Source organism: Brevundimonas sp. LjRoot202 (genome assembly GCF_964253355.1).
GTDB lineage: Bacteria > Pseudomonadota > Alphaproteobacteria > Caulobacterales > Caulobacteraceae > Brevundimonas.
Window position 1 is genome coordinate 416,042 of sequence record NZ_CAXUQW020000001.1, and the last position, 16,194, is coordinate 432,235.

Annotated in this window: 20 protein-coding genes; 1 reads left to right on the top strand and 19 read right to left on the bottom strand. The window is 68.8% G+C overall.

Features of this window, described 5'->3' with window-relative positions; translation table 11 throughout:
- Positions 1-32: 32 nt before the first annotated feature.
- Together ACSQ1L_RS02335 and ACSQ1L_RS02340 are read right to left on the bottom strand one after the other, a co-directional pair.
- Positions 33-545, bottom strand: a complete 513-nt coding sequence (locus ACSQ1L_RS02335; RefSeq protein ID WP_435991552.1) for a YceD family protein — start codon at positions 543-545, stop codon at positions 33-35.
- Entirely contained in the window at positions 542-1,069 is a 528-nt protein-coding gene (locus ACSQ1L_RS02340; RefSeq protein ID WP_435991554.1) for a ubiquinol-cytochrome C chaperone family protein, read from the bottom strand. Before ACSQ1L_RS02340 ends, ACSQ1L_RS02335 begins: the two co-directional genes overlap by 4 nt.
- Before the next feature lie 88 nt (positions 1,070-1,157).
- Between ACSQ1L_RS02340 and ACSQ1L_RS02345 the strand changes: the two genes are divergently transcribed.
- Positions 1,158-1,634, top strand: a complete 477-nt coding sequence (locus ACSQ1L_RS02345; RefSeq protein WP_435991556.1) for an outer membrane protein assembly factor BamE — start codon at positions 1,158-1,160, stop codon at positions 1,632-1,634.
- 103 nt (positions 1,635-1,737) lie between these two features.
- Here the strand turns inward: ACSQ1L_RS02345 and ACSQ1L_RS02350 are convergent, their stop codons facing one another.
- The 17 genes from ACSQ1L_RS02350 to ACSQ1L_RS02430 all read right to left on the bottom strand — a co-directional run bounded on the left by ACSQ1L_RS02350 (position 1,738) and on the right by ACSQ1L_RS02430 (position 16,159).
- Positions 1,738-3,894: a sodium-translocating pyrophosphatase gene (locus ACSQ1L_RS02350; protein ID WP_435991558.1), complete on the bottom strand. Its 2,157-nt coding sequence runs from the start codon at positions 3,892-3,894 to the stop codon at positions 1,738-1,740.
- A 179-nt stretch (positions 3,895-4,073) separates the two neighbouring features.
- A complete protein-coding gene (locus ACSQ1L_RS02355) occupies positions 4,074-4,496 on the bottom strand; it encodes a hypothetical protein (RefSeq protein ID WP_435991560.1) in 423 nt (140 codons plus the stop codon).
- 37 nt (positions 4,497-4,533) lie between these two features.
- Positions 4,534-5,523 (bottom strand): thiamine-phosphate kinase, encoded by a 990-nt coding sequence (thiL, locus tag ACSQ1L_RS02360; protein ID WP_435991562.1) that lies wholly within the window; start codon positions 5,521-5,523, stop codon positions 4,534-4,536.
- Complete coding sequence (gene nusB / locus ACSQ1L_RS02365) at positions 5,523-6,050, bottom strand: transcription antitermination factor NusB (RefSeq protein WP_435991564.1); 528 nt, start codon at positions 6,048-6,050, stop codon at positions 5,523-5,525. Before nusB ends, thiL begins: the two co-directional genes overlap by 1 nt.
- Positions 6,047-6,508: a 6,7-dimethyl-8-ribityllumazine synthase gene (ribH, locus tag ACSQ1L_RS02370; RefSeq protein WP_435992491.1), complete on the bottom strand. Its 462-nt coding sequence runs from the start codon at positions 6,506-6,508 to the stop codon at positions 6,047-6,049. The genes nusB and ribH overlap by 4 nt, the downstream gene beginning before the upstream one ends.
- Positions 6,505-7,638 (bottom strand): 3,4-dihydroxy-2-butanone-4-phosphate synthase, encoded by a 1,134-nt coding sequence (gene ribB, locus ACSQ1L_RS02375; protein ID WP_435991566.1) that lies wholly within the window; start codon positions 7,636-7,638, stop codon positions 6,505-6,507. The genes ribH and ribB overlap by 4 nt, the downstream gene beginning before the upstream one ends.
- Complete coding sequence (locus tag ACSQ1L_RS02380; protein WP_435991568.1) at positions 7,638-8,228, bottom strand: riboflavin synthase; 591 nt, start codon at positions 8,226-8,228, stop codon at positions 7,638-7,640. Before ACSQ1L_RS02380 ends, ribB begins: the two co-directional genes overlap by 1 nt.
- Entirely contained in the window at positions 8,228-8,878 is a 651-nt protein-coding gene (locus ACSQ1L_RS02385) for a RibD family protein (protein WP_435991570.1), read from the bottom strand. Before ACSQ1L_RS02385 ends, ACSQ1L_RS02380 begins: the two co-directional genes overlap by 1 nt.
- Positions 8,878-9,348 carry a transcriptional regulator NrdR gene (gene nrdR / locus ACSQ1L_RS02390; RefSeq protein ID WP_435991572.1) on the bottom strand — a complete coding sequence of 157 codons (471 nt, stop codon included), beginning with the start codon at positions 9,346-9,348 and terminating at the stop codon, positions 8,878-8,880. The genes ACSQ1L_RS02385 and nrdR overlap by 1 nt, the downstream gene beginning before the upstream one ends.
- Before the next feature lie 7 nt (positions 9,349-9,355).
- Positions 9,356-10,669 carry a serine hydroxymethyltransferase gene (gene glyA / locus ACSQ1L_RS02395; protein WP_435991574.1) on the bottom strand — a complete coding sequence of 438 codons (1,314 nt, stop codon included), beginning with the start codon at positions 10,667-10,669 and terminating at the stop codon, positions 9,356-9,358.
- 37 nt (positions 10,670-10,706) lie between these two features.
- Positions 10,707-10,895: a DUF6898 family protein gene (locus ACSQ1L_RS02400; RefSeq protein ID WP_435992493.1), complete on the bottom strand. Its 189-nt coding sequence runs from the start codon at positions 10,893-10,895 to the stop codon at positions 10,707-10,709.
- Positions 10,882-12,108, bottom strand: a complete 1,227-nt coding sequence (hemA, locus tag ACSQ1L_RS02405; protein ID WP_435991576.1) for a 5-aminolevulinate synthase — start codon at positions 12,106-12,108, stop codon at positions 10,882-10,884. Before hemA ends, ACSQ1L_RS02400 begins: the two co-directional genes overlap by 14 nt.
- Positions 12,109-12,225: 117 nt before the next feature.
- Positions 12,226-12,489: a hypothetical protein gene (locus tag ACSQ1L_RS02410; protein WP_435991578.1), complete on the bottom strand. Its 264-nt coding sequence runs from the start codon at positions 12,487-12,489 to the stop codon at positions 12,226-12,228.
- A 3-nt stretch (positions 12,490-12,492) separates the two neighbouring features.
- Positions 12,493-13,416 carry a 3-hydroxyisobutyrate dehydrogenase gene (mmsB, locus tag ACSQ1L_RS02415; protein ID WP_435992495.1) on the bottom strand — a complete coding sequence of 308 codons (924 nt, stop codon included), beginning with the start codon at positions 13,414-13,416 and terminating at the stop codon, positions 12,493-12,495.
- A gap of 101 nt (positions 13,417-13,517) precedes the next feature.
- The gene (locus tag ACSQ1L_RS02420; protein ID WP_435991580.1) at positions 13,518-14,279 is read right to left on the bottom strand and encodes a class I SAM-dependent methyltransferase; all 762 of its coding nucleotides are present in this window, start codon (positions 14,277-14,279) and stop codon (positions 13,518-13,520) included.
- 28 nt (positions 14,280-14,307) lie between these two features.
- Positions 14,308-15,057: a class I SAM-dependent methyltransferase gene (locus ACSQ1L_RS02425; protein WP_435991582.1), complete on the bottom strand. Its 750-nt coding sequence runs from the start codon at positions 15,055-15,057 to the stop codon at positions 14,308-14,310.
- Positions 15,058-15,163: 106 nt separating this feature from the next.
- Entirely contained in the window at positions 15,164-16,159 is a 996-nt protein-coding gene (locus ACSQ1L_RS02430; RefSeq protein ID WP_435992497.1) for an enoyl-CoA hydratase/isomerase family protein, read from the bottom strand.
- Positions 16,160-16,194 lie beyond the last annotated feature (35 nt).

The following is a 16,194-nucleotide window of genomic DNA, read 5'->3' on the forward strand; positions in this document are numbered from 1 at the left end:
CACCGAGGGGATGCAACCGCGCCGCCTTTGCGTCAACCTTCGTCGGACGGCCGAAGCTGCTTCAGCACCGCGAAGGGCGAGATTTCCGTCGGCTCCGGGGGCTGCACGAACTCCGCGCCGGGCTTGCGGGGGAAGGGATCCAGCCGCAGCGCCAGCTGCTCGACCGCATATTGCCCCAGGTCAACTTGTCCGCCCTCGATCGGATCGGGCGATTCGTCGTCCAGGGTGATGACGATCTCGTCGGACTCCTCATCGACCGCCTCCGCCAATGATACGGCGAAGGGGGCGTCGATTTCGACCGGCAGCGGTTCCAGGGTGATGCCGCAGGTCTGGGCGAGGCTGGCGCGCACCCGGCCGGACAGCCGCCAGCCGCCGGGCGACGGTGCGAGGGTCATCTCCGCCACGAACGTGTCCAGTGAGGCGAGGTCCAGGGCCTTGGCGATGCGGGCTCGCGCCGCCGCGTCCGGCTCCAGGGTCCGGGTTACGCCGCCGCCGACCTGATGCAGCCGCACCGGCTCGCTGTAGGGCAGGTCCACGCCGGTCATCCCTTGATCTCCGCCCAGTCGGGCCGCGCCGTGGCGGCCTTGAAATCCTGCGCCGCCAGTCGGGCGCGGCTGGCCAGCGCATAGGCCGCCAGGGCCTCGCCCGCAGCCGGCTCTTCGCTCTCGAATACGTTGCGGGCCAGGCTCGCGGCCAGGCCGGCCGCGTCCCCCGAGCGCAGCGGCGGCTCATAGGCGGTCATGCGGCCGTACATCGCCTCGCCCAGCTTGCGCATCTTCTTGCCGACCGAGATGTCGCCAACGCCCAGCTCACGAAGCGCATGGTCCAGCGCGGACACATAGACGTCGAACAGGGCCTGCGCGGCCTCGCTGCCCGCCTCGCCCTCGTCGCGCAGCCGCATGACCAGCAACAGCACATGCAGGGTGTAGAGTTCGAACCGCGCGTCGATGCGGTCCGCGACGCCCATCCGCGTATAGAAGCCGGGGTCGCGCGCCTGCCGCACCGCCAGTTCATACAGCGGCTCGCCCAGACGCTCGCGGGGACGGGTTCGGAACAGATTCTGAAGCATGATCGTGCGGCCCCTTTTCCGCCGCGCCGTTGAACTAAGGCTCGGGTCCGGTTAGGTCAAAGACCTTGTTCTCTCGCAGGCGCCGTCCATGCTCCGTACCAAGCTCCTTTTCGCTGCCCTTTCAGCCGCAGCGCTGACCGCCGGATGTGCTCCGATGGTGGGTCAGAACGGTTTTCAGGCCATCGATGCCAAGCCTGCCGACATCGTGGCGGGGACCGACACCAAGCAGACCGTGCTGACCAAGCTCGGCACGCCGTCGACGACCTCGACCTTCGAGCGCGACAACATCTGGTACTACATCAGCCAGGTCACCGAGAAATACACCTACAACCTTCCGCAGGTGACCCAGCGGACGGTCACCGAGATCACCTTCAACGATGCCGGTCAGGTGGCCGAGGTCCGCACGCTCGGGCTCGATGACGGGCAGCACGTCGCCATGAACCGGCGCGAGACCCCGACCCGCGGTCGTCAGCTGACCATCCTCGAACAACTGCTCGGCAACGTCGGCCGCGGCCAGCTGCCGCGCACGGACGAGGATGTTCCCGGCCAACGCCGTCCCGACTAGGGCCAGGCGCATCGTAGACACGGAAACGCCCCGGAGATCGCTCTCCGGGGCGTCTTTCGTTGCGCTTCCGCCGCGCTCGAAGAACGCGGCGGAAGGCCGGTGATCAGCCGACGTTGCCGCTGGCCAGCACGGCCAGCAGCAGCAGGGCGACGATGTTGGTGATCTTGATCATCGGGTTCACCGCCGGACCGGAGGTGTCCTTGTAGGGATCCCCCACCGTGTCGCCGGTCACCGCGGCCTTGTGGGCCTCGGAGCCCTTGCCGTGGACGACGCCGTTGCGGTCGGTGAAGCCTTCCTCGATCACCTTCTTGGCGTTGTCCCAGGCGCCGCCGCCCGAGGTCATCGAGATGGCCACGAAGAGGCCGGTCACGATCACACCCATCAGCATGGCGCCGAGGGCGGCGAAGGCGTGCGCCTTCTCCGGCTGGATCATCAGCACCACGACGAACAGCACGATCGGCGACAGCACCGGAAGCAGCGACGGTACGATCATCTCGCGGATCGCCGCCTTGGTCAGGATGTCGACGGCCCGGCCGTACTCAGGCTTCACCTCATAGGTCATGATGCCGGGGTTCTCGCGGAACTGGCGACGGACCTCGGCCACGACCGACTCGGCCGCGCGGCCCACGGCCATCATCGACATGCCGCCGAACAGGAAGGGCAGCAGCCCTCCGAACAGCAGCCCGACGACGACGTACGGATTGGTCAAGGCGAAGTCGATCGCGCCCATGTTGGCGAAGAAGGGGAACTCCGCCGCATTGGCGGCGAAATACTGCAGGTCCGAGGTATAGGCCGCGAACAGGACCAGCGCGCCGAGGCCCGCCGAACCGATCGCATAGCCCTTGGTCACGGCCTTGGTGGTGTTGCCGACCGCGTCCAGGGCGTCGGTCGAGTGACGGACTTCCGACGGAAGCCCGGCCATTTCGGCGATGCCGCCGGCGTTGTCGGTGACCGGTCCGAAGGCGTCCAGAGCCACGATCATCCCGGCGACGCCGAGCATGGTGGTGGTGGCGATGGCGATGCCGAACAGGCCCGCCAGCTGGTAGCTGGCCACGATGCCGACGATGATGGTCAGGGCCGGCAGGGCCGTCGATTCAAGTGAGACGGCCAGACCCTGGATGACGTTGGTGCCATGGCCCGAGACCGAGGCGTTGGCGACCGAGCGCACCGGGCGGAAGTTCGAGCCGGTGTAGTATTCGGTGATCACCACGATGGCGGCCGTCACGGCCAGCCCGACGAGGCCGGACCAGAACAGGTTCATGGCGGTGATCGGGTCGCCGCCGACGGGCGTGACCACGGCGTTGTCGGGCAGCAGCTGGTTGATCACCAGCCACAGGGCGCCGACCGAGAGGACGCCGGTGACGATCAGGCCCTGATAGAGGGCGCCCATGATGTTCTGCTTCTTGCCCAGCCGGACGAAGAAGCTGCCGATGATCGATGTGACGATGCAGACGCCGCAGATCGCCAGCGGCAGCAGCATCATGGTCTCGACGTAGGGCAGGTCACGGAAGAAGATCGCGGCCAGCACCATGGTGGCGACCGTGGTCACCGCATAGGTCTCGAACAGATCGGCGGCCATGCCGGCGCAGTCGCCGACGTTGTCGCCCACGTTGTCGGCGATGGTCGCCGCGTTGCGGGGATCGTCCTCCGGAATGCCGGCCTCGACCTTGCCCACCATATCGCCGCCCACGTCGGCGCCCTTGGTGAAGATGCCGCCGCCGAGACGCGCGAAGATGGAGATCAGCGAGGCGCCGAAGCCCAGCGCCACCAGGCCGTCGATGACCTCGCGGCTGGTGCTCTCGAAGCCCACGCCCATGGTCAGGAAGGCATAGTAGCCCGCCACGCCCAGCAGGGCCCCGCCGGCCACGAACATGCCGGTGATGGCCCCGGACCGGAACGCCAGGTCGAGACCTTTGGACAGGCTCTCCGAGGCGGCCTGAGCGGTGCGGACGTTGGCCCGGACGGAGATCAGCATCCCCGCGAAACCGGCCAGGCCCGACAGGACCGCGCCAATCACGAAGCCGAAGGCGGCCCACTGGCCGATCAGGAACCAGGCGGCGATCAGGATGACGACGCCGACCATGGCGATGGTCGTGTACTGCCGCCGCAGATAGGCAGAGGCGCCTTCCTGGATCGCGGCGGCGATCTCGCGCATCTTGTCGGTGCCGGTCGAGGCCTTCATCAGCGAGGCGGTCTGGACCAGTCCGTAAAGGACCCCCAGCGCGCCCGCGGCGATGACAAGCCACAGATAGTTACTCATGGCGTTTCCAAACCCTGTGTTCTAGAGGCGCCCGGACCCTTGGCGCGGCGGGCGTTATTCGCCTCTTTCCGCCTTCCGGTCCCCCCGTGCGCACCGGACGCGAGTCTGCGTCCCTGGGGAAATGCGGCGGAAACGTGCCAAATGCGCCGGAGCTACGCAACAGGGTTGGTGAACGAGGCTCAGCTGCCCCGCAGGCCGGTGCGCCGTCGCGGCGCCTGGCTGACGACCTCGACCCGGGTCACGGCCCCGCGTCCGGCGATAGGCACCGCCGCGCGCATCAGGCTGGCCGACAGCGCCGCCCCGTCGATTCGGGTCCAGTCATCCGCCACCACGAACGGCGTCCGGTGCCCGGCGCGAACCAGGGCGTCGCGCAGATAGGCCTCTTTCGGTCGCATCGATTCGGGGGTCGCGGAGCCGCCGAGGTGCAGACGCAGCGAGACGAAGACGTAGTTGCGGATACGCCCGCCGGCGATGATCGGCAGGCCCACGCCGGCGATGGCTAGGCTGGCGCCCGACGCCGGCGTGTCGCCGGCGTCGGCGATCGTGGCCGCGGCGAGGGACGGCAAGGCGACGGAGGCGGCGATCAGGTCACGGCGGCGCATGGATCGACCATGGGGCGCGCGCCTTGAGATTTCGTTGTCAGCCGTGGGTGAAGCCGGGCCGGTCGATGGCGACCGGCTGACCGGCGAACCGGGCGACGATCCCCTGCCCCGCCACGACCCGGCCGATACGGGTGAGCCGAAGGTGGCGCCGGTCCGCCTCGCGCCGCAACGCGGCCTCATCGGCGGCGCGGGCGGTGAAGGCGATCTCGTAGTCGTCGCCGCCGGTGACCAGCTTTTCCAGCGCCGCCTGTTCATCCACCCGGCCGTCGTACCAGGCCTGGCCCGCGGCGGATCGGGGCGTAACCTCCAGGTCGATCTCTATGCGGGCCCCGCTGGCCTCGGCCATGTGTCCGAGGTCAGCGACCAGCCCGTCGGAAATATCGATGGAGGCGCTGGCGAAGTCGCGGATCGGTCCGGTGAATTCGACGCGCGGCGTCGGCATCCGGTACTGCTCGATCAGGGCCGCGATACGGTCCGGCTCAAGCGACAGCTTGTTCTGCGCCGCCTGCAGGCCCAGCCAGCCGTCGCCGATGGAGCCGGTCACGAACACCAGATCGCCGACGCGGGCGCCGGCGCGACCCACCGTGCGCCCCTTCGGCGTCCAGCCCAGCAGGGTGATCGAGAAGCTGGCCGGTCCCGGCGTGACCACGGTGTCGCCGCCGAGCAGGGCGACGCCGAACGCCTTCTGGTCTGTGCGAAGGCCATCTACGAACGTCTTGCGCTCGGGCCAGCCGCAACGCTCGGACCAGTGACAGGCGAGCAGATAGCCGAACGCCTCGGCGCCTTTTGCGGCCAGATCCGACAGGTTCACCCGCAGAAGCTTCCGCGCCACGGTGTCGAGCGGGTCGGTGGACAGGAAATGAACGCCCTCGACCAGGGCGTCCTTGGTCAGGACGAGGTCGTGTCCGGCCTTTGAGGGGACGACCGCGACGTCGTCCTTGAGGCCCCGGCCCCATTCAGGGTGGGCGAGGGGCGCGAACAGCCGCCGGATGGTCTCGAACTCACCGGCGACATCGACCGCCGCCATCAGGAAGCGCGGGCGTCCCGCGCCACGCCGTCCAGGGCGGCGTTGACGAATTTCGCCTCCGCATCGTCGAAGAAGGCCTTGGCCAGTTCGACATACTCGTCGATCACGATCTCCTTCGGCACGTCCTGTCGTTCGCGCAGCTCCCAGGCGCCGGCGCGCAGGAGAGCCCGCAGGGTCGAGTCGAGACGCTCGAGTCGCCAGTTGGAGGCCAGGCGCGCCTTTACTGCATTGTCGATGTCCCGTTGTCCGCCGACCACGCCCCGCACGATCTCGGCGAACCAGGCCTCGTCGGCCTCGGCGAGCGGCTCCCCCTCGATGTCGGCGTCGAAGCGATGGTTCGAGAACTCGGTGATGACCGTCTCGACCCCCTCCCCGGCCAGCTCCATCTGATACAGGGCCTGAACCGCGGCGAGGCGCGCCACGGTGCGCGCGCGGCGCTGCTTGCTGGTCAGCTGCGGCTCGGCGCGCTGTTTTTCGGCTTCGGCGAGTTGCTCGAGCACGGACTTGAGGCTGGCGGGTTCGGTCACGACGCCAGTCCTACGCGCAGCCGCTTGCGCAAGGCAATCAGATCGAGACAGGCGCGGGCCGCGCCGCCGCCTTTGTCACCTTCGCTGATGCGGGCCCGGGCCCAGGCCTGGTCTTCGTCTTCGGTCGTCAGGATGCCGTTGCCGATGGCGACGCCCTTGAGGCCGAGGTTGCGCAGCCCCGCCGCCGACTGATCGGAGACGATCTCGAAGTGGTAGGTTTCGCCGCGGATGACGCAGCCCAACGCGATATAGCCGTCGTAACGCGGCGCGGTCGGGAAGCGGCCGGCCTCCTCCGCCAGGGCGATGGCGGTCGGGATCTCCAGCGCGCCTGGCACGGAGACGACGTCGAACTCGACCTCCTGGGCGCGCAGGGCGTCCTTGGCCCCTTCCAGAAGGGCGTCGGCCAGGTCGTCATAGAAGCGCGCCTCGACGATGAGGACGCGGAAGGGGTCGCTTATGATTGGTCTTCTCCGTCCATGTCGCGCCAGCCGACGATGCGCAGGCCGTAACCCTCCAGCGCGGTGGGATTGGGGCGGGTCGAGCTCATCACGATCATGTCGCGCACGCCGAGATCCAGCAGAATCTGGGCCCCGACGCCGTAGTTGCGCAGGGCCCGGTCGACGGCCTTGGGCTTGTCGATGCCGGCCAGCCGTTCGGCCAGGCCGTGCAGGTCGGGATCGCGCAGGAAGACGGTGACGCCTGCGCCGTTATGGTCGCCGATCGCTCGCAGCGCCCGGGGCACGTAGTCCTGACGCGCCTCGACATGGCCGAGCAGGTCGGCGGCGAAATCCACCTGGTGCATCCGCACCAGCGTCGGCTTGCCCGGCTCGATCTTGCCGTGGACCAGCGCGACGTGTTCGTGACCCTCGATGGTGTTCCGGTAGAGCATCAGGCGGAACGGCCCGCCGTGGATGCTCTCGAACGGCGTGTCCATGACCCGCTCGACGTAGCGTTCGGTGCGACGGCGATAGGCGATCAGGTCGGCGATGGTGCCGATCTTCAGCCCATGCAGCTGGGCGAAGGCGACGAGGTCGGGCATCCGCGCCATCGAGCCGTCATCGTTCATGATCTCGCAGATCACGCCGGCCGGCGTCAGCCCGGCCATGCGGGAGATGTCGACGGCCGCCTCGGTGTGGCCGGTGCGGACCAGAACGCCGCCGTCACGGGCGACCAGCGGGAAGACGTGGCCCGGCGAGACGATATCGTCCGCCCCCCGGGTCGGATCGGCGGCGACCTGCACGGTGCGGGCCCGGTCGGCGGCGGAAATGCCCGTCGTGACCCCGTCCTTCGCCTCGATCGAGACGGTGAAGGCGGTGCCCATGCTCTCGCGGTTCTCGGCGGACATCGGCGGCAGGCGCAGCTGGCGCGCGCGTTCGCCGGTGATGGCCAGGCAGATCAGGCCGCGCGCGTGGCGAGCCATGAAATTGATCTGGTCCGGTGTGGCGAACTGCGCCGGGATGATGATGTCGCCCTCGTTCTCGCGGTCCTCGGCGTCGACGAGGATGTAGGGCTTGCCGTTGCGGGCGTCCTCGAGGATGTCCTCGATGGAGCTGATCGGGCTGTCGTTCATGTTGGCCGCCAGTTGCATCACGCCGTCTCCTGCCACCGCGCGAGGTATCGCGCCAGCATGTCGATCTCGAGATTGACCGCGTCCCCGGGCTTGAGGTCGCCCAGGGTCGTCGCTTCCCAGGTGTGGGGAATGATGTTCAGGCCGAAGGTGCGGCCCTCCACCGCGTTCACGGTCAGCGATACGCCGTCAACCGTGATGGAGCCCTTGGGCGCGATATAGCGGTGCAGCGGCTCCGGCGCCTCGATCACGATCCGGCGGGAGCCGCCCTCGGGCGTGACCGAGACGACGCGGCCCAGCCCGTCGACGTGGCCCGAGACCACATGGCCGCCCATCTCGTCGCCCAGTCGGGCGGCGCGCTCCAGATTGACCCGGTCGCCCTCGCTCCAGTCGCCCAGCGTAGTCTTCGACAGGGTCTCGCCCGAAACCTCGACCGCGAACCAGCCCGGTCCCTTTTCGGTGACGGTCAGGCAGCAGCCGGCGTGGCTGATCGAGGCGCCGAGGTCGATGCCCGACGTATCCCACGCCGTCTCGATCTCGTAGCGCCGATCACGCTCGGTCTGCCGGACCGAGCGGACCCGGCCAATGTCTGTGATGATGCCTGTGAACATCAGAGCCTCTCGTAGCGCTCCCACAGGTCGTCACCGCAAGGCGCGACCGCAAGGCGCCGGAACCGGCGCGCCAGTCCGAGCTCCGCCACGTCGAGCGGGCCAACCCCCGGACGCCCCTCCGAGCCGAGCAGGATCGGGGCCCGAAACCATTCGATGCGGTCCACCGCGTCGCCGCGAAGGAAGCTGGCCGCGACCTCGCCGCCGCCCTCGACGAGCAGGGAGATGAGTCCCCTGCCCCGCAGGATCGTGAGCATGTGGCGCAGCGAGACCCGTCCGTCTCTCCCGGCGTGCACCTTGATCACCTCGACGCCGGCGCGAACCAGGGCCGGCGACGGCAGCTGGACGGTCATGACGATCAGCGGCGTCTTGCGCGCCGAGCGGACCAGCTTCGAGGCGGGTTTCAGCCGCTGGCGGCTGTCCAGCACGATCCGGATCGGCTGCTGGTCCTCAAGCCCCGGCTGCCGGACGGTCAGCAGCGGATCGTCGGCCAGGGCCGTGCCGACGCCCACCAGAATAGCGTCGTGGGAGGCGCGCAGCCGGTGGCCCTCGGCGCGGGCGAGCTCGCCGGTGATCCACTGGCTTTCGCCCGAAGCCGTAGCGATGCGGCCGTCGAGAGACGTGGCCAGCTTCAGGGTGACGCGGGGGCGCATCAGCTCCGGCCGGACTCGTCGTCCAGACCCTCGTCGCCCAGGAATTTGGCGAAGTCGTTGGTGTGGCGGAAGTCCTTGTAGACCGAGGCGTAGCGAACATAGGCGACCTCATCGACCGCCTTGAGCGCCTTCATGATGAAATCGCCGACGGTCGAGGACGGGATCTCGGTCTCGCCGAGACTTTCCAGCTGGCGGGTGATGCGGCTGACCAGTTGTTCGATCTGCTCGGGCTGGACCGGGCGCTTGCGCAGGGCCACGGCCAGCGAGCGCTCCAGCTTGTCCCGATCGAAGGGCGTGCGACGGCCGTTGCGCTTGAGGATCATCAGCTCGCGCAACTGGACCCGCTCGAAGGTGGTGAAACGCCCGCTGCACTGCGGGCAGGACCGGCGGCGACGGATGGCCGCGCCGTCGTCAGACGGGCGGCTGTCCTTCACCTGAGTGTCCGGGTTTCCGCAGAAAGGGCATTTCATCGGCGCGTCATCCGTAGATCGGGAAGCGGCGCGTCAGCTCGCGCACCTCGCCGGCGACCCGCTGCGACACGGCGGCGTCGGCCTCGTCCGTCCCCTTCATCGAATCGATGACGTCGGCGATCCAGTGGCCGACCTGCTGGAATTCGGCGACGCCGAAGCCTCGGGTGGTGCCCGCCGGGGTGCCGAGGCGGACGCCAGAGGTGACCGTGAAGGGCGCGGTGTCGAAGGGCACGCCGTTCTTGTTGCAGGTCATCAGCGCGTGTTCGAGCGCGGCCTCGGTGGCCTTGCCGGTGACGCCCTTGGGCCGCAGGTCGACCAGCATCAGATGGCTGTCGGTGCCGCCCGAGACGATGGCCGCGCCGCGCTCGACCAGCACGGCGGCGAGCGCCTGGGCGTTGTCGACGACCTGACGGGCATAGGCCTTGAACTCGGGCTTCAGCGCCTCGCCGAAGGCCACGGCCTTGGCGGCGATGACGTGCTCCAGCGGCCCGCCCTGCAGGCCGGGGAAGACCGCCGAGTTGATCTTCTTGCCGAGCTCGACGTCATTCGACAGCACCATGCCGCCGCGCGGGCCGCGCAGGGTCTTGTGCGTGGTGGTGGTCACGACGTGGGCGTGCGGCAGCGGGTCGGGATAGACGCCGCCGGCGATCAGGCCGGCGTAGTGGGCCATGTCGACCATCAGGTACGCGCCGACGCTGTCGGCGATCTCGCGGAAGCGCTTGAAGTCGATGTGGCGGCTGTAGGCCGAGGCGCCGGCGAGGATCAGCTTCGGCTTCTCCTTGTCGGCCATTTCCGCGACGTGGTCGTAGTCGATCAGATGGGTGTCTTCAGTGACCTTGTAGGTCACCGGCCGGAACCATTTGCCCGACTGGTTGGCGGGCGAGCCGTGGGTCAGGTGGCCGCCGGCGGCGAGGTCCATGCCGAGGAAGGTGTCGCCGGGCGTCAGCAGGGCCTGGAAGACGGCCTGGTTGGCCTGGGCCCCGGAGTGCGGCTGGACGTTGGCGAAAGCGCAGTTGAAGAGCTGCTTCGCTCGCGACCGGGCCAGGTCCTCGGTGACGTCGACGTATTCGCAGCCGCCGTAGTAGCGGCGGCCCGGATAGCCCTCGGCGTATTTGTTGGTCAGGACCGAGCCTTGCGCCTCCAGAACGGCCTTCGAGACGATGTTCTCGGACGCGATCAGCTCGATCTGCTCCTGCTGACGGCGCAGTTCACCCTGGATGCCGCCGAAGATGTCGGGATCGGCCTCGGCGAGGGATTTCGAGAAGTAAGCGGCGTGGGTGAAGGCGGTCACTGCGGGTCCTCGAACTTTGCGGTTGTTCATTTAGGCCCCGCGACCATTCACCACAACATCTTGTGGGTCACCGCGACAGAAGCGCCCGCTTCAGCTTGGCGATGGCGATGCGTTCGAGAGCCTTCGGTTCGGCGGCCGGGCCGAGGGCGGAGACCTCGATACCGGTGGCGACGTGGACGGCCGAGCATTTCAGATAGGGGCCGTTGCGGGTCATCTCGATGATGACCTCGCCCAGATCGGCGTCAGGCGACGGCAGGGAGGCGCGCCACGTTGCAGTGGGTCCACAGCCGGTCCATGGCGGCGACGAGGTCGTCCATCATGGCGTCGGTGTGGTTCGGCGACGGAGTGAAGCGCAGCCGCTCGGTGCCCTTGGGCACGGTCGGATAGTTGATCGGCTGGACGTAGACGCCGTGCTCCTCGAGCAGCATGTCCGAGATCATCTTGCAGTGAACCGGGTCGCCGACGTGGACCGGCACGATGTGGCTCTCGGACGGCAGGACCGGGATGCCGGCGGCGGCGAAGCGGGCCTTGAGGGTGGCGGCGCGCTCCTGATGGGCCTCGCGCAGTTCCGGGTGAGCCTTCAGGTGGCGCACCGAGGCCAGGGCGCCGGCGGTCAGGGCGGGCGGCAGGCTGGTGGTGAAGATGAAGCCGGCGGCCCAGCTGCGCACGGCGTCGACGATCACGGCGTCGGCGGCGATGTAGCCGCCCATGACGCCGATGGCCTTGCCGAGGGTGCATTCGACGATGTCGATGCCGTCCAGCACCCCGTCGCGCTCGGCGACGCCGGCGCCGGTCGCGCCGTAGAGGCCGACGGCATGGACCTCGTCGAGGTAGGTCATGGCGCCGTATTTCTTCGCCAGGGCGATGGTCCCGGCCAGGTCGGCGATGTCGCCGTCCATGGAATAGACGCTCTCGAAGGCGATCAGCTTGGGCGCATCGGCGGGGGCGTCGCGCAGCAGGCGTTCGAGGTGTTCGAGATCGTTGTGGGCGAAGATGTGCCGCTCGCAGCCGCCATTGCGGATGCCGGCGATCATCGAGGCGTGATTCAGCGAATCGGAGAAGACGATCAGGCCCGGCAGGATGCGCTGCAGGGTGGTCAGGGTGGCCTCGTTGGCGACATAGCCGGAGGTGAAGAGAAGCGCCGCTTCCTTCTGGTGCCAGCTGGCCAGTTCGGCCTCGAGGTCGACCGCCGAGCGGGTGGTGCCCGAGATGTTGCGGGTGCCGCCGGCGCCGGCGCCGGCCTGGTCGATCGCCGTGGTCATGGCGGCGAGCACGGCGGGGTGCTGGCCCATGCCGAGGTAGTCGTTCGAGCACCAGACGATGACGTCCTGCTCCGAGCCGTCGGCGCGGCGGCGGATGGCCTTGGGGAACTGGCCGCGCACGCGCTTCAGGTCAGCGAAGACGCGGTAGCGCCCCTCGCCCTTGACCTGCTCCACGGCGGTCTGGAATGCGGCCTTGTAGTCGAACAAGTGGTCACTCTGCCGGCGGCGAAAACTTGCGGCGTGATGCGCCGATCGGGCTGATTTGTCCATGAATCGCGCCGGACAAAACGCCGCAAACCCTTAATTGATAACTGTTCTCAAAACCTAGATCGTTGGCCGATACCGGATGATGGCCCATCCCAGATCGCGGGCCGCCGCCGCTGCACCCTGGAAAACGGCATCCCGCTCCGACAGGCGATCCTCCGCGATGAGGCCTGAGCGCAACACACGAACGTCGGTCCAACCGTCGGAAGACACCGCACTCTGCGCCGTCATCTCGGCGACCGAGCGATCGTCGTCGCGAACGATGACATTGAAGGCGCGCCCGTCGCTCTCCGCAGACACCTGAACGATCCAGAGCGTCGCCATGCCTTAACCCTTCGGCAGTTCGTCGAGCTTGCCGCGGAGCATCTGCAGGATGGCCGAAAAGTCGCGGCCGCCGTAGCCGAGACCGTTGAACATCTGGAACAGGGCCTCGGTCTGGGCGCCCAGCGGGGTGGAGGCGCCGGATTTGGCGGCGGCGTCCTGGGCCAGCTTGAGGTCCTTGAGCATCATCGCGGCGGCGAAACCGCCGTCGTAGTTGCGGTTCGAAGGCGCGGTCGGGACCGGGCCAGGCCACGGATAGTAGGTGGTGACGCTCCACGACTGGCCCGACGACTTGGCGACGATGTCGAACATCTTCACCGGATCGAGGCCCAGCTTCTCGGCCAAGCCGATGGCCTCGCAGGTGCCGAGCATGGTGATGCCGAGGATCATGTTGTTGCAGATCTTGGCCGCCTGCCCCGCTCCGTGGTCGCCGGCGCGGAAGGTCGCGCGGCTCATCGGCTCCAGCGCCGCCTCGATGCGTCCGAATTCCGGCTCGTCGCAGCCCACCATGAAGGCCAGGGTCCCGGCGTCTGCGGCCATGGTGCCGCCGGAGACGGGAGCGTCGGCGAAGGCGTAGCCGGCGTCCTTCGCCAGGCCGGCCACCTTGCGGGCGGTGTCGACGTCGATGGTCGAGCAGTCGAGCAGCAGGGCGCTGGTCGGGGCCGCGCCGAGGATCTGCTCCGAATAGACCTTGAGCACATGCGGCCCGGCCGGAAGCATGGTGATGACGACGTCGGCCTCCTTGACCGCCTCGGCGACCGAGCCGACCGGGGTGCAGCCGTGTTCCGCGGCGCGGTCGAGCGCGGCTTGCGACAGGTCGAAGGCGAGAACCTTGTGCCCGGCCTTGGCCTGGTTGGCGGCCATGCCCCCGCCCATGTTGCCGAGGCCGATGAAGGCGATGGTGTGGGTCATGGCGAGGTCTCCCTGAATTCGTTGCGCCGGGATTAGCGGCTCGCGGGCGCAGGCGCCAGACGGCCGTCATCGTCCTCCGACGAATGGGCAGTGGCGCGGCGCGAACGGGGAGGAGACGATCAGGCCGGTTTGCGGAACCGCAGCATGAACTGGCTGGTCTTGCCGCGGATCGACGGGTCGAAGACGCTGGCGGTCAGGGGGTCGGCGGGGTCGGCGAGCAGGTCGCTTTCCGCCTCGAGAACGAAGCCGGCGGCGGTCACCTCACGCTTGACCGCCTCGATGTCGATGCGGTGCAGGGTGTCGGCGGCGGCGAGGTCGGAGCCGGCGGCCGCGTGGTGGTCGACGATGACGTAGAGGCCGCCCGGCCTCAGGGCGTCGAACACGGCGGCGTTGACCTTCGAGGCCGTGTCGGCGGCCGCCATGCCGAGGTGGAGGTCGTGATAGTTCTGGGCGGTGAACACCAGATCCTGGCCGGTCGGCAGTTCGGGGTCGGCGAGAGACACGCTGACGGCGTCGACATTGGGCAGGGCGTCGGCGGCGGTCAGGGCTTCTCCGTAGCTGGCCTGAAAGCCGATGAACTCGGCCGGCTGCCATGCCGTGACGCGGCCTTCCGGGCCGATGGCGGCAGAGAAGGCGCGGGTGAAATAGCCGCCCCCGATGATCATGTCGGTGATCTTCTGCCCCGGCGCCACCTGCGCGAAGGCGAGCGTCTCCGCCGTGTGGCGGGCCGCGTCGCGGGCGCGGTCCTCGGCGGGGCGGATCGGGTCGGCCAGGGCGGCCGCGTAGGACGACGGCTCCTGAAGCAGCGGCGGAGCGGAGGCGAAGGCGGCCGTCGAGACGGCGACCAGGGCCGAGGCGGCGAGAAGCAGGGAACGACGCATCATATCCTCCTGTCGTGGAGCGCGGGGATCAGCCCGGCTTGCGGAAACGGTAGACGAACTGGTCGGTGCGGCCGCGGATGGCCTCGTCGAAGACGTTGACGGTGCGGTCGTCGGCGGGATTCGCCAGCACCGTTGTTTCTCCGTCGAAGACGAAGCCGGCCGCCTCGACCTCGGCCCGCAGCGAGGCGCCTTCGATGCGGTGCAGGGTCTGGACCTCGGTGTGGCCCGTGCCGGGGCGGCCGGAGTGGTCGACGACGACGAAAAGGCCGCCGGGCTTCAGGGCGTTAAAGATGGCCCGGTTCATCAGGGCCACGTCGGTGTTGAAGGCCGGGATGTGGAAGTCGTGGTATTCCTGGCTCATCCAGACCACGTCGAGCGGCTCCGGGAAGCTGAGAGTGTTCAGGTCGCCGTTGACCCGGACCACGTTCGGCCAGACCGCGACGAGGGCGTCGGCGCGGGGATTCTCGCGTTCGGCGGTGCGGTTGGGCACGAAGGCGTAGACCTTGCCCATGTCGCCGACCACGGGGGCGAACAGGCGGGTGAAATAGCCGGCGCCGGGGCGGATGTCCGCGACCTTGTCGCCCGGCTCTATCCGGGCGAAGGCCAGCATGTCGGCGGGGTGGCGGAACGGGTCGCGGGCGACCTCGTCGGCGGGGCGGCGCGGATCGGCCACCACGGCGTCATAGACGCCGGCCAGTTGCGGCGACGGGGCGGTCACGGAACCACAGGCGGACAGGACGAGGGCGGCGGCGACGGCGAGAACGGACGGCTTGAGCATGATCGTCTCCTGAATCCAGCGGCGACAGCCAAGCTCCGGTTGGGGACGGGATGCAAGCCCCTTGCATGTCCGAATCCCTTGCCCCCTTCGCGGGGGAAGGAAGACGTCAATCGAGCGGCGTCCACTCCTCGTCGGCGGGCAGCGGGGCGAACAGCCTGTCCAGTTCGGCGTCTGTCACCCCCGACAGCTCGGCCGGCGACCACTTCGGGGCGTTGTCCTTGTCAACGATGACGGCGCGGACGCCTTCCTGGAAATCGGGGGTGCGGACGACACGGCCGCCGAGGCGGTACTCCATGGCCATGTTGTCGGCGAAGGCGGTCAGGGCCGCGCCGGTGCGCAGCTGGCGCAGGGTGACCTTGAGGGACTGGGGCGACTTGGTCTTCAGGGTGGCGAGCTGGGCCGTCGCCCAGTCGGAGCCGTCGGCCTCCAGCGCGGCGAAGATTTCCTCGACCGTGTCGAAGGCGAACAGTCGTTCGATGGCCGGCAGGTGCGGCTCGATCGGGGGCTCGCCGGCGTCGGTTTCGAGGCCGTCGGCGACGTCGACCGGGTGGGCCGGGTCGGCAGCGAGGATGGCGCGGAAGGCGTCGAGCGCATCGGACGGCAGGTAGTGGGTGTGGATGCCAAGGAAGACGGTGTCGGCCGCCTTGAGCCGGGCCCCGGTCAGGGCCAGCCAGACGCCGGTCTGGCCCGGCAGGCGCGGCAGGAACCAGCCGCCGCCGACGTCGGGGAACAGGCCGATGCCCGTCTCGGGCATGGCGTAGGTGGTCCGCTCGGTGGCGATGCGGACCACGGCGGGCTCGCTGATGCCGACGCCGCCGCCCATGACGATGCCGTCGACGAGGGCGGTGACCGGCTTCGGATAGTCGAACAGCAGGTGGTTGAGCTTGTATTCGGTATCGAAGAAGGCGCGGGCCTCGGAGGCGTCCCCTGCCCCGCTCTCGGCGATCATGCGGATGTCGCCGCCGGCGCAGAAGCCGCGCTCGCCGGCGTGGTCGATGAGGATCGACTTGACCGCGTCGTCGTCGCGCCAGGCGAGCAACGCCTCGCTCATGGCGTCGCACATGGCGCGGTTGAGCGCGTGCAGGGCCTTGGGGCGGTTCATGGTGAGGCGGCCGACGCCGGACTGGACGCGGGCGA

Bases quoted from the DNA above. Each gene is read 5' to 3' on its own strand.
- ACSQ1L_RS02345 (WP_435991556.1), top strand. From the start codon at position 1,158: ATGCTCCGTACCAAGCTCCTTTTCGCTGCCCTTTCAGCCGCAGCGCTG.
- ACSQ1L_RS02425 (WP_435991582.1), bottom strand. From the start codon at position 15,057: ATGCTCAAGCCGTCCGTTCTCGCCGTCGCCGCCGCCCTCGTCCTGTCC.
- ACSQ1L_RS02340 (WP_435991554.1), bottom strand. From the start codon at position 1,069: ATGCTTCAGAATCTGTTCCGAACCCGTCCCCGCGAGCGTCTGGGCGAG.
- glyA (WP_435991574.1), bottom strand. From the start codon at position 10,669: ATGAACAACCGCAAAGTTCGAGGACCCGCAGTGACCGCCTTCACCCAC.
- ACSQ1L_RS02385 (WP_435991570.1), bottom strand. From the start codon at position 8,878: ATGCGCCCCCGCGTCACCCTGAAGCTGGCCACGTCTCTCGACGGCCGC.
- ACSQ1L_RS02355 (WP_435991560.1), bottom strand. From the start codon at position 4,496: ATGCGCCGCCGTGACCTGATCGCCGCCTCCGTCGCCTTGCCGTCCCTC.
- ACSQ1L_RS02420 (WP_435991580.1), bottom strand. From the start codon at position 14,279: ATGCGTCGTTCCCTGCTTCTCGCCGCCTCGGCCCTGGTCGCCGTCTCG.
- ACSQ1L_RS02350 (WP_435991558.1), bottom strand. From the start codon at position 3,894: ATGAGTAACTATCTGTGGCTTGTCATCGCCGCGGGCGCGCTGGGGGTC.
- ACSQ1L_RS02335 (WP_435991552.1), bottom strand. From the start codon at position 545: ATGACCGGCGTGGACCTGCCCTACAGCGAGCCGGTGCGGCTGCATCAG.
- ACSQ1L_RS02410 (WP_435991578.1), bottom strand. From the start codon at position 12,489: ATGGCGACGCTCTGGATCGTTCAGGTGTCTGCGGAGAGCGACGGGCGC.
- ACSQ1L_RS02430 (WP_435992497.1), bottom strand. From the start codon at position 16,159: ATGAACCGCCCCAAGGCCCTGCACGCGCTCAACCGCGCCATGTGCGAC.
- thiL (WP_435991562.1), bottom strand. From the start codon at position 5,523: ATGGCGGCGGTCGATGTCGCCGGTGAGTTCGAGACCATCCGGCGGCTG.
- ACSQ1L_RS02380 (WP_435991568.1), bottom strand. From the start codon at position 8,228: ATGTTCACAGGCATCATCACAGACATTGGCCGGGTCCGCTCGGTCCGG.
- nrdR (WP_435991572.1), bottom strand. From the start codon at position 9,348: ATGAAATGCCCTTTCTGCGGAAACCCGGACACTCAGGTGAAGGACAGC.
- ribB (WP_435991566.1), bottom strand. From the start codon at position 7,638: ATGCAACTGGCGGCCAACATGAACGACAGCCCGATCAGCTCCATCGAG.